Below are 11,751 nucleotides of genomic sequence, written 5' to 3' on the forward strand. Positions count from 1 at the left end.
GCGCCCCGGCGGCCGCCCGCGGGGCCGCCCCGCGCCCTCAGAGCGCGGCGGCGGCCTTGGCGATCCCGGCGACGGCGTCGTCGATGTCGGCGTCGGTGATGTCCAGGTGCACCACCAGCCGCAGCCGGTCGGCGCCGAGCACGACCGAGCCGACCCCCTCGTCGGCGAGCAGGCCGGCGAGCCGGTGCGCCCGGCCGCGCGGCGCGGTGAGCACCACCATGTTGGTGCGGGCCTCGGCGCGCAGGCCGGGGACCTCGGCGGCGCCCGCGGCCAGCCGCTCGGCGCGGGCGTGGTCCTCGGCGAGCCGGTCGACGTGGTGGCGCAGGGCGTAGAGCGCTCCGGCGGCGATGATCCCGGCCTGGCGCATGCCGCCGCCCAGCAGCTTGCGGGCGCGCCGCGCGGCGGCGACGGTTTCGGCGTCGCCGGCCAGGGCCGAGCCCACGGGGGCGCCCAGGCCCTTGGAGAAGCACACCGACACCGTGTCGGCGCCCTCGGCGACCGCCTCGGGCGCCAGCCCCTGGGCGACGGCGGCGTTCCACAGCCGGGCGCCGTCCAGGTGCAGGCGCATCCCGTGCTCGCGGGTGAAGCGGGCAACGCGCAACTGCCGCTCGCGCGGCACGACGCGGCCGGTGAAGGTGTTCTCCAGGCAGACCAGGCGGGGGCGGGCGCGGTGGATGTCGTCGGCGCCGCGGATCCACGCCTCCAGCAGCGCGTCGTCGGGGTAGGCGTCGGGGGAGTCGTACACGCGCGGCTGCACCCGCGCCAGGACGGCCAGCGCGCCCTGCTCGTTGGCCACCACGTGGGCGTCGCGGTGGGCCCAGACCTCGTCGCCGCTCTCGGTGGAGGCGTAGACGGCCAGCTGGTTGGACATGTGCCCGGAGGGCACGTACAGGGCGGCCTCCTTGCCCAGCAGCGCGGCGGTCTCCTCCTCCAGCCGCCGGACGGTGGGGTCCTCACCGAACACGTCGTCGCCGACCTCGGCCTCGGCCATGGCCCGGCGCATGCCGGGGGTGGGGCGGGTGACGGTGTCCGAACGCAGATCGATCATGGTGGTGTGCGCTCTCCCTCCTGCCGCGGCCCCGGTGGCGGGGCGCTTCCACCCTAGCCAGGGCGTGTCCGGCCGGTTCCGCCCGGCCCGTACGCGGGCGGCGGGCGGGGCGCGCGTCAGTCGATGCCGCGCGCGGTCAGCGCCTCGCCCATGGCCTCGGCCGAGCGCAGCAGCCCCACCACCACCGGCACCACGAGCACGTGCGGGCGGCCGCGCAGGCCCCGGGCGATGTACGCCTCGCGCGAGGCGCGCCAGGACTCCGCCACCATGGGGATGCACCGGATGGTCAGCGCCAGCACCAGGCCCACCCGCCGGGGGTCGGCGCCGAACACCGTCAGGGGCCGGGCCAGCCGCTCGAAGAGGGCGAGCATCGCGCTGACCCGCGTGGTCGCGGTGACCAGCCCCGACAGCAGCACGGCGCCGGCGAGCTGGGCGCACAGCCGCGCGGCGGCCCAGGCGTCGCCGGCCAGGAGCTGGAACAGCGCGATGAGGACGAGGAAGGGCGCCAGCGCCCGCAGGGTGCGCCAGATCGGACGCACCCCCAGGCCGCACAGCGGGTACAGCGCGGCCCCGGCCCCGGCCGCGGCGAGGGCGGCGGGGAGGTTCGCGGCGGCCACGACCGCGCTCACCGCCGCCACCAGCGCCGCCAGCTTGGCGCCGGCCGGGGCGCGGTGCAGCCAGGAGTCGCCGGGCGCGTACAGCCCGGCCGCCGCCGGCGCGGCGGTCACGGCCGCGCCTCCGGGCGGCCCTCCTCCGGCGCGGCGGCGGCCGCGCCGGCGCGCATGAGGGCGGTGTAGTGCGCCGCGGCGTCGGCGGGCGCGCCGTCGAAGACGACCCGCCCCTCGTCCATGACCAGAACCCGGTCGAAGTCGGCCAGGCTGTCCAGGTGGTGGGTGAGCAGCACGACCTGCTGGGGCAGCGCGCGCAGGGTGTCCTCGATGACCGCGGTGTTGCGCAGGTCCAGCAGGGTGGTGGGTTCGTCGCACACCAGCACCTCGGGCTCGGTGACCAGCACCGAGGCCAGGGCGAGCATCTGCCGCTGGCCGCCGGAGAGCAGGTGGGCGGGGTGGTCGCGGTGCCCGGCCAGGCCGTGCCGCTCCAGGACCGCCGCGACCCGCGCGTCGATCTCGGCGCCGCTGAGCCCGCTGCGGCGCAGGCCGATGGCGACGTCCTCGGCGACCGTGGGCATGACGATCTGCGCGGCGGGGTCGGAGAAGACGAACCCGACGCGCCGCCGGATCTCGCGCGCGTGCCGGCGGGTGTCCAGCCCGTCGAGGAGCACCCGGCCGGAGTCGGGCACCACGAGTCCGTTGAGGGTGCGGGCCAGGGTGGACTTGCCCGACCCGTTGGCGCCGATGATCCCGATGCGGTGCTCGGCCAGCTCCAGCGTGATGTCGCGCAGCACCGGCCGGCCCGCGTAGGCGTGGCCCACGCCCTCCAGCCGCAGGGTCATCCGGCGTCGTCCTCGGCGCCCACCGCCACCGGGCGGCCGGCGGGGGGCACGGGGTAGGCGCGGTGCACGGCCGCGGCGACGGCGGCGGCGGCCACGGCCTTGGCGAGGTCGCCGGGCAGGAAGACGCCCACGCCGAGCAGGGCGGCGAGCATCTCGTCGCCCAGGGCGACGGCGCTCCAGGGCACCCCGACGAGGTAGACGACGCCGATGCCGCCGGCGATGTTGGCGCCCACGCCGGCCCAGAAGCGGTAGCGCGGCAGCATCAGCTGCACGAGCAGCCCGATGACCAGGGCGCCGACGACCCAGCCGAGCAGGTAGCCGCCGGTGGGGCCGAGGAAGGGCGCCACGCCGCCGCGCCCGCCGGGCAGCAGCGGCAGCCCGGCGAGGGTGAGCGCCAGGAAGGTGAGCACCGCCAGGGTGCCGCGCTTGGCGCCGAGCAGGCTGGGCGCCAGCATCACGCCGAGGGTCTGCAGGGTGATGGGCACCGGGCCGACCGGGATGGCGAAGGGCATGCTGAGCACGGCCAGCAGGGCGGCGAAGATCCCGATGAGCGCGATGTCGCGGGCCGTCAGGCCCCGGTAGCGGACCCGCCGCTGGGGGATGTCGGGCATGGGTGTCTGGTCCTCTCCACGCTCTCACGGCGCCCTGTTCGCACGGGCGCCCCCCTCCATTGTCGGTGATGGCCCCGCGCGGCCCCGTGGCCGGGCCGGGTGGCGGCGGTCACGGGCCCGGTGTCAGGCGGGCAGCACGCAGGCGGGGTCGGGCACGCTCAGCCGGTGCGGCGTGGGCTGGGGCACGCCGGAGCCGTCCAGGCGCAGCACCGTCAGTTCGGCCGACTGCTGGTTGGCCACGATCAGCCACTCCCCCGCCAGGGCGAAGTGCCGGGGCCAGGTGCCGCCGCAGGGGACCTCGGCGAGACGCCGCAGCCCGGCGCCGCCGTCGGTGACCTCGAAGGCGGTGACGGTGTCGGGGCCGCGGTTGGCCACGTACAGGCGCGACGCGTCGGCGCTGAGGGCGATCTCGGACGGCAGGCCGGCGGGGTCGGCGCCCGCGGGCAGCACGGCGGTCTCGCGGGCGGTGGCCGAGGCGGGGTCCCAGACCAGCACGTGCACCCGGGCGTCCAGCTCGCCCACGACGTAGATGTGGCCGCTGGGGTGCACCGCCATGTGGCGGGGGCCGGTGCCCGGTTCGAGGTGGATCGCGGTGCCCGGGTCGGAGACGGGGTCGGCCGCGTCGGCGTCGAAGCGGTAGCGGCGCAGGACGTCGGCGCCCAGGTCGGCCACGAGCAGGTACTCGCCGCCGGGGGCCAGGGCCGAGGAGTGGGCGTGCGGACCGTCCTGGCGGCCCCGGACGGGGCCGCTGCCGCTGCCGCGCAGCACGGCCAGCGGCTCCTCGGGCGCGCCGCAGGGCAGCAGGCGGTGCACGCTGACGCGGCCGTCGGCGTAGTCGCAGGCCACGATGTGGCGGCCGGCGGGGTGGACGAGGACGTGGCAGGGCAGGCCGCCGCAGGTGCCGGCCGACCCCAGCGAGCGCAGGACCGCGGCCTCGGAGCCGAACCCGGAGACCGTGCCCTCGGCGCGCTCGTTGACCGCGTAGAACCGCTCGGGGTGGTGCGGGTGGACGGCCAGGAAGGACGGGCTGGACGCGGCGGCGGCGGGCTCGCCGCCGCTCAGCGCGCCGGTGGCGGGGTCGAGCCACGCGCGGTACACCCCGACCCCGGCCGCGCGGGGGTCGGTGGCGGCGGTGTAGGTGCCGATCCACAGCAGGCGCGGGTCGCTCATGGTGGTTCTTCCGTCCGTTCGTCGCGGCAGGTCAGCCGGGGTCATTCCCCGCCGAGCGCGGACGCACTCCTGCGGCGGAGGAGGCCGCGCGGACGGCCCGCCGGCGGCGCCCCATTATGCCCGGCGCGGCGCCGTGCCCCGGGGTCAGCCCTTGGCGGCCTCGATCGCGCGCAGGATGCGCTTCTCGGAGACGGGGTGGGCGGTGCCGAGTTCCTGGGCGAACAGGCTGACGCGGAACTCCTCCAGCATCCAGCGGATCTCGCGGACGTCGGGGTCGTGCTCGCGGCCGGGCGGCAGCGCGGCCAGCAGGTGCTCGCGGGCCTGGCGCATCTGCTCGACCTTGGCCATGTTGACCTGGTCGCGGCGGGGGTTGTCGGGCAGCTTGGTCAGCCGGAGGTCGACCGCCCGCAGGTAGCGGTGCAGGTGCGCGAGCCGGGCCAGCCCGGCGTCGGTGACGAACCCGGGCCGGATCAGGCCGGCGAGCTGGCCCTGGATGTCGTTGAGCGAGGGCAGCACGGCCAGGCTGGTGGTGCCCCGGAGCCTGCGGCCCAGCTCGTGCGACGCGGCCAGCACCCGGGCGGTGCGGTCGACGGCCTCGGCGAGGGTGTCGGCGAGTTCGGCCCGCACGTGCTCGCGCAGTGCGGCGAAGGCGTCGGGGTCCCAGGCCGCGCCGTCGGCGGAGGTGAGCGCCGCCAGCCCGCCGCGGTCGGCCATGAGGGAGTCGGCGGCGCACTCCAGGCAGTCCTGGAACAGCGCCGGCACCCCGCCGTGGGGGTTGTGGCTGAGCGCGAGCTTGGTGCGGTTGTCCAGGCCGCGCTGCACCACGGCCACCGGCGAGGGCACCTGGAGCAGCAGCAGCCGCCGCACACCCGCCCACATGGCGTGGCGCTGCTCGGCCTCGGTGTCGAACAGCCGGACGTCCACGGCGGCGCCGCGGTCGACGAAGGCGGGGTAGCCCTTGACGGCGAAGCCGGCGGAGCGGCGTTCGAAGACCCGCTCCAGCGGGCCGAAGTCCCAGGCGGTCAGGCCGGTGCGCTCCAGGTCGCGGGCCTCGGCCGAGATCGCCTTCTGCAGGGTGGGCTTGAGGCGGGCGCGCAGCGCGGCGAGGTCCTTCTCCTCGGCGAGGGTGCGGCCGCGGGTGTCGACGGCGCGGAAGGTCATGCGCAGGTGGTCGGGCACCCGGGAGGGGTCGAAGTCGGCCGGGGAGATCCGCTCGCCGCTCATCCGGCCCAGTTCGCGGGCGAGGGCGTCGACCAGGGGCTCGGTGTAGGGGGTGAGGGTCTTCAGCACCGCGCGGGCGTGGTCGGGCACGGGCACGAAGTTGCGCCGCAGGGGTTTGGGCAGGGACCGGATCAGCGCGGTGACCAGGTCCTGGCGCAGGCCGGGGATCTGCCAGTCGAAGCCGTCCTCGCCGACCTGGTTGAGCACGGTCAGCGGGACGGTGACGGTGACGCCGTCGGCCTGGGCGCCGGGCTCGAACTGGTAGCTCAGCGCGAAGGAGTGGTCGCCCTGGCGCCAGACGTCGGGGTAGTCCTCCTCGCTGACCTCGTCGGAGCCCTCGTTGATCAGCATCGACTTCTCGAAGCTGAGCAGGTCGGGGTCGGCGCGGCGGGCGCGCTTCCACCAGGTGTCGAAGTGCGCGGCCGACACCGCCTCGGCGCCCACGCGTTCGTCGTAGAAGCGGAACAGGGTTTCGTCGTCGACGAGGATGTCGCGCCGGCGGGCGCGGTGTTCGAGGTCCTCGACCTCCTCCAGCAGCCGCCGGTTGTCGTGGAAGAACCGGTGGCCGGTGGTCCAGTCGCCCTCGACCAGGGCGTGCCGGATGAACAGCTCGCGCGAGACCTCGGGGTCGATGGAGCCGTAGTTGACCTTGCGCTGGGCCACGATCGGCACGCCGTAGAGGGTGACCCGCTCATAGGCCATGACGGCGCCGCGGTTCTTCTCCCAGTGGGGCTCGCTGTAGCTGCGCTTGACGATGTGGCCGGCCAGCCGCTCGGCCCACTCGGGCTCGATGCGGGCGACCATGCGGGCCCACAGCCGGGAGGTCTCGACCAGCTCGGCGGCCATGACGTAGCGCGGCTGCCGCTTGAACAGCGCCGAGCCGGGGAAGACGGCGAACCGGGCACCCCGGCCGCCCAGGTACTCGTGCTTCTCGGGGTCCTTGAGCCCGACGTGGGACAGCAGGCCCGACAGCAGCGACACGTGGACCTCGCGCGGGTTGGGCGCGGTGCTGTTGAGCGTGACGCCCATGGCCTTGACGGTCTGCTTGAGCTGGCCGTAGATGTCCTGCCACTCGCGGACCCGCAGGTAGTTGAGGTACTCGTCGCGGCACAGCCGGCGGAACCGGCTGCCCGACAGCTCCCGCTGGCGCTCCTGCAGGTAGTTCCACAGGTTGAGGTAGGCCAGGAAGTCGGAGTCCTTGTCGGCGAAGCGGGCGTGGAACTCGTCGGCGGCCTGCTGCTTGTCGGCGGGGCGCTCGCGGGGGTCCTGGATGGACAGCGCCGCCGCGATGATCATGACCTCGCGCACGCAGCCGTTGTCCTGGGCCTCCAGCACCATGCGGCCCAGCCGGGGGTCGATGGGCAGCTGCGCCAGGCGCCGGCCCAGCGGGGTCAGGCCCTTGCCGGGGTCGGGTTCGCCGGGGTCCAGCGCGCCCAGCTCCTGCAGCAGGTTGACGCCGTCCTTGATCTGGCGGCGGTCGGGGCCCTCCACAAAGGGGAAGGCGGCGATGTCGCCCAGGCCCAGCGAGGCCATCTGCAGGATGACCGAGGCGAGGTTGGTGCGCAGGATCTCGGGGTCGGTGAACTCCGGGCGGGAGAGGAAGTCCTCCTCGGAGTACAGCCGGATGCAGATGCCCTCGGCGACGCGGCCGCAGCGCCCCTTGCGCTGGTTGGCCGACGCCTGGGAGACGGGCTCGATGGGCAGCCGCTGCACCTTGGTGCGGTGGCTGTAGCGGGAGATGCGCGCGGTGCCGGGGTCGACCACGTAGCGGATGCCGGGCACGGTCAGCGAGGTCTCGGCGACGTTGGTGGCCAGGACCACGCGGCGGCCGCGGTGCGGCGCGAACACGCGGTGCTGCTCGGCCGCCGACAGCCGGGCGAACAGCGGCAGGATCTCGGTGTCGCGCAGCCGCTGCTTGGCCAGGGCGTCGGCGGTGTCGCGGATCTCGCGCTCGCCGCTGAGGAAGACGAGGATGTCGCCGGGGCCCTCGCCCTGAAGTTCGGCCACGGCCGCGCAGATGGCCTGGACCTGGTCCTCGTCGGCGTCCTCGTCGATGGGGCGGTAGCGGACCTCGACCGGGTAGGTGCGGCCGGAGACCTCGACGATGGGGGCGTTGTCGAAGTGCCGGGAGAACCGCTCGGGGTCGATGGTGGCCGAGGTGATGACGACCTTCAGTTCGGGGCGGCGCGGCAGCAGCTGCTTGACGTAGCCCAGCAGGAAGTCGATGTTGAGGCTGCGCTCGTGGGCCTCGTCGATGATCAGGGTGTCGTACTGGCGCAGCATGCGGTCCTGCTGGATCTCGGCCAGCAGGATGCCGTCGGTCATCAGCTTGACGAGGGTGTCGTCGCCGGAGCGGTCGGTGAAGCGGACCTTGTAGCCCACGGCCTCGCCGAGCGGGGAGTCCAGCTCCTCGGCGATGCGCTCGGCGACGGTGCGCGCGGCCAGCCGGCGGGGCTGGGTGTGGCCGATGGCGCCGCGCACGCCCCGGCCCAGCTCCAGGCAGATCTTGGGCAGCTGGGTGGTCTTGCCCGAGCCGGTCTCGCCGGCGACGATCACGACCTGGTGGTCGCGGATGGCGGCGGCGATGTCGTCCTTGCGCCGGCTGACCGGCAGGTCCTCGGGGTAGGTGATGCGGGGTACGGCGGCGGCGCGGCGGTCGACGCGCGCCTGGGCGGTGTCGATCTCGGCCGCGATGCGGGCGCTGATGTCGGCGCGTTTGCGGTCGTCGCGGACCTTCTGGAGGCCGTCGATACGCCGGCGCAGCCGGTGCCGGTCGGCCAGCATCAGCGGGGAGAGGCGTTCGCGGAGGTCACGGAGGTGGGCGCCGGGGACGGCCGCGGGCGGTGTTTTCATACCAACCCCCAGGATATGGGCCCGCACAAGGGGTTTTCGCGGCTGTCCACAGGCGCCGCCCCGGGCGCGCCGACGCTGCGACCACGCTTCGGGGTTCGGGGTTCGGGGTTCGCGGTTTCGGGGTTCGGGGGCTCCGAGGTTTTGGGACTCCGAGACTTCGGGACTCCGACCGCGCTCCCGGGCTCCGACCACGCGCCGGGCTTCGCCGGGACCCGCGGCGGCCTCAGTCGGGGATCTTGGCCGCCTGGCGGGCCTCGCGCGCGGCGCTGACGACGGCGGCGAGGTCGGCCCCGGTGCCGGCCGTGACCGCGGCGGCCACCGCGCCCTCCACGAACGGGGCGTCGACCAGCACCACGTCGTCGCGCGGGTCGTCCTCCAGCACCATGCGCGCCGTGAGCACGGCGCTGCCGATGTCGGGCAGCACCACCACGCCCGCGCCGGAGTCCGCCTCGGCGACGGCGGCCGCGATGCGCTCGTAGGAGGTGCCGATCCCGCCGTCGTCGGTGCCCCCGGCGCAGAAGACGCGCCCGCCCGCCGATCCGAGCTGGTCGATCAGCTCGCTCAGTCCTTGGGCGAGTCTGGCGCTGTGCGACACGAGAACGACCCCCACGGCCGTGTCCTTGGTCTCCATGGCCCCTAGGCTACTGATCGGCGCGCACGCCGTGACGCGCGTCACCGCCTTCGCAGACCGCGGGAGCCCGACATGAAGAAGTTCCTCAACTCCGCCGACACCTACCTCACCGACGCGCTGGCCGGGTTCGCCGCCGCCCATCCGGACCTGGCGGTGGACCTGGAGAACCGTGTGGTGACCCGCGCCCGGGGTGCGGTCCCCGGCAAGGTGGGGCTGGTCTCGGGCGGCGGGTCGGGCCACGAGCCGCTGCACACCGGGTTCGTGGGCGAGGGCATGCTGGACGCCGCCTGCCCCGGCGAGGTCTTCACCTCCCCGGTGCCCGACCAGGTGGTGGCGGCGGTGCGCGCGGCCGACTCCGGCGCGGGCGTGGTGCTGGTGGTCAAGAACTACACCGGTGACGTCATGAACTTCGACCTCGCCGCCGAACTGGCCGGCGACGAGGGCGTGCGGGTCGAGACCGTGCTGGTGGACGACGACGTCGCGGTCCAGGACTCCACGTTCACCGCGGGCCGCCGGGGCACCGGCGCCACGCTGCTGGTCGAGAAGATCGCGGGCGCCGCGGCGGTGCGCGGCGACTCCCTGGAGGCGGTCGCCGAGGTCGGCCGCCGGGTCAACGCCGCGTCGCGGTCCTTCGCGGTGGCGCTGACCGCCGGCACCACGCCCGCGTCCGGGCGCCCCGGGTTCGACCTTCCCGCCGACGAGATCGAGGTGGGCGTGGGCATCCACGGCGAGCCCGGCCGCCGCCGCGAGCGGCTGCGCCCGGCCCGCGAGATCGTCGCCGACATGGTCGAGGCGATCCTCCAGGACCGCGCCCCGGCGGCCGGTGAAGAGGTGATCGCCCTGGTCAACGGTCTGGGTGGCACGCCGCTGAGCGAGCTGTACCTGGTCTACGGCGAGGTCGCCCGGCTGCTGGGCGAGCGCGGCGTGCGGATCTCCCGCAGCCTGGTGGGCGACTACGTCACCAGCCTGGACATGGCGGGCTGCTCGATCACGCTGTGCGGCGCCGACCCGGAGATGCTGGCGCTGTGGGACGCCCCGGTGAGCACGCCCGGGCTGCGCTGGGGCATGTGAGCGGGTGCCCCGGCCGGTGCGGGCGGGGCGCGATGGGGCAGGGTGGCGGTGCGGGGCGCGCCCGAGGCGGGCGGCGCCCCGGTGCCGGCAGCACCGAGGCCGGACTCGAAGGTCCGAAGGGAAGTCCGAAGGGATCCGAAGGGAAGGGAGCCACCGGTGGACATCGAACTCGCCCGCGCGTGGGTGCGGGCCGTGGCCGTGGCCGTCGAGAAGAACCGCGAGCACCTGAGCGACCTGGACGCCGCGATCGGCGACGGCGACCACGGGGCCAACCTGAACCGGGGCTTCGCGGCCGCGGCCGAGGCGGTGGAGGCCCTCCAGCCGGAAACGGTGGGCGCGGTGCTGGTCAAGGCCGGTACCACCCTGGTCTCGAAGGTGGGCGGGGCGTCGGGCCCGCTGTACGGCAGCGCGCTGCGCGCGGCCGGCAAGCGGCTCACCGGGGCGAGCGCCGACCCGGCCGAGGTCGCCGCCGCGCTTGCCGCGGGCCTGGAGGAGGTCCGCAGGCTGGGCGGAGCCCAGCCCGGCGACAAGACCATGGTCGACGCCTACACCCCCGCCGTCGAGGCGTTCACCGCCGCGGCCGAGCGCGGCGCGGCACTGGCCGAGGCGGCGCAGGCCGCGGCCACCGCCGCCGAGGACGGCGCGCGGGCCACGGAGCCGCTGCAGGCGCGCAAGGGCCGGGCGTCCTACCTGGGCGAGCGCAGCAAGGGCCACGAGGACCCGGGCGCGGCGTCCACGGCCCTGGTGTTCCGGGCGCTGGCCGACACCGCCGCAGCGGCAGGCTGAGACCCGGGGCGCACTGGGTCGGGCGACGGGCGCGGGCGGGGTTGTGCGGACAGGAGCGGGCTGGGTTGGGCGGACGGGGGCGCCCGGCCGTCGGTCAGCGGTCAGCGGTCAGCGGTCAGCGGGGCGGATGGTCGGGTTGCGACGAGGGCGCCGAAGCCAAGCGGAGCCTCGGGCGTGCGGTCATCGGTACCCCAAGCGGGTGGTTGGGGCGGCATCGGGGCGCCGACGCGAGGCGCGTGCGGGCGCGCGGTCATCGGCCAGGTGGGCGGATGATCAGCGTGGCGACGGGCGGGGGCGGTCAATCGGTCGGGGTGCGGCTGGTGGGGCCGAGTGTAGGCGGACACCCCTCCCGTACGGCGGGGGCCATGGCCCCCCGTTTCCGCGCGGGAGGGCCCAACTTGAATGGAGCGGGTGACGCAAATCCGCAGATCGTCTGGGCCGGGCGCGGCGCTTTATCGCGAGTCGCCCCTTTTGTCGCTGCCATAAGAGGCCGTCACGACGCCAAAGCGGTCCCATGAGGCCACAGTGTCCGCATGATGAGACACCCGAGGCGCACGCCACACCCTTTTGTCGTCAATGCCCGTTTCCGTGGCCGACGAAAATGCTCTGCCCTTCAAAAAGGCGCACCACAGCCGTATTTCGTGATGAAAGAGACCGTTTTCGTCTCACCATGTGAGATTTCAACGACTCCGTGATTGACTTGTCCCGTTTTCTGAATGAGGGGTCTCTCCCGACCGTATGTCAACGGTCGGAACAGCGGCGCCAGAGCCCGCGTCCCGCCCTCTGACTCCGCGCCCGCTTGAGCGGCCGCCGACAGGCCCGCCCACCCCAGGCCACCCGCCCCCGTCACAACCCCGACCACCGCCGACCGACCAGACCACCACCCGCCCGAACACCCGCCGCCGTC

General features: G+C 75.0%; 9 protein-coding genes. 2 read left to right on the plus strand and 7 right to left on the minus strand.

Going from position 1 to position 11,751, the window contains the following annotated elements:
- Positions 1–37: 37 nt before the first annotated feature.
- The 7 genes from HNR12_RS09355 to dhaM all read right to left on the minus strand — a co-directional run bounded on the left by HNR12_RS09355 (position 38) and on the right by dhaM (position 8,987).
- Positions 38–1,048 carry a threonine aldolase family protein gene (locus HNR12_RS09355; RefSeq protein ID WP_179767120.1) on the minus strand — a complete coding sequence of 337 codons (1,011 nt, stop codon included), beginning with the start codon at positions 1,046–1,048 and terminating at the stop codon, positions 38–40.
- A gap of 116 nt (positions 1,049–1,164) precedes the next feature.
- Positions 1,165–1,776: an energy-coupling factor transporter transmembrane component T gene (locus HNR12_RS09360; RefSeq protein ID WP_179767121.1), complete on the minus strand. Its 612-nt coding sequence runs from the start codon at positions 1,774–1,776 to the stop codon at positions 1,165–1,167.
- A complete protein-coding gene (locus HNR12_RS09365; RefSeq protein WP_179767122.1) occupies positions 1,773–2,501 on the minus strand; it encodes an energy-coupling factor ABC transporter ATP-binding protein in 729 nt (242 codons plus the stop codon). The genes HNR12_RS09360 and HNR12_RS09365 overlap by 4 nt, the downstream gene beginning before the upstream one ends.
- On the minus strand, positions 2,498–3,112 hold the full coding sequence (locus HNR12_RS09370) for a biotin transporter BioY (protein ID WP_179767123.1): 615 nt from the start codon (positions 3,110–3,112) through the stop codon (positions 2,498–2,500). Before HNR12_RS09370 ends, HNR12_RS09365 begins: the two co-directional genes overlap by 4 nt.
- Positions 3,113–3,235: 123 nt before the next feature.
- Positions 3,236–4,282 (minus strand): lactonase family protein, encoded by a 1,047-nt coding sequence (locus HNR12_RS09375; RefSeq protein ID WP_179767124.1) that lies wholly within the window; start codon positions 4,280–4,282, stop codon positions 3,236–3,238.
- 144 nt (positions 4,283–4,426) lie between these two features.
- On the minus strand, positions 4,427–8,356 hold the full coding sequence (gene hrpA / locus HNR12_RS09380) for an ATP-dependent RNA helicase HrpA (protein ID WP_179767125.1): 3,930 nt from the start codon (positions 8,354–8,356) through the stop codon (positions 4,427–4,429).
- A gap of 223 nt (positions 8,357–8,579) precedes the next feature.
- Positions 8,580–8,987 (minus strand): dihydroxyacetone kinase phosphoryl donor subunit DhaM, encoded by a 408-nt coding sequence (dhaM, locus tag HNR12_RS09385; protein ID WP_179767126.1) that lies wholly within the window; start codon positions 8,985–8,987, stop codon positions 8,580–8,582.
- A 72-nt stretch (positions 8,988–9,059) separates the two neighbouring features.
- Between dhaM and dhaK the strand changes: the two genes are divergently transcribed.
- Entirely contained in the window at positions 9,060–10,058 is a 999-nt protein-coding gene (dhaK, locus tag HNR12_RS09390; RefSeq protein WP_179767127.1) for a dihydroxyacetone kinase subunit DhaK, read from the plus strand.
- Between the two features lie 156 nt (positions 10,059–10,214).
- The gene (gene dhaL, locus HNR12_RS09395) at positions 10,215–10,844 is read left to right on the plus strand and encodes a dihydroxyacetone kinase subunit DhaL (RefSeq protein ID WP_179767128.1); all 630 of its coding nucleotides are present in this window, start codon (positions 10,215–10,217) and stop codon (positions 10,842–10,844) included.
- The last annotated feature ends 907 nt before the right edge of the window (positions 10,845–11,751 follow it).

Source organism: Streptomonospora nanhaiensis (assembly GCF_013410565.1).
GTDB classification, from domain to species: Bacteria; Actinomycetota; Actinomycetes; order Streptosporangiales; family Streptosporangiaceae; genus Streptomonospora; species Streptomonospora nanhaiensis.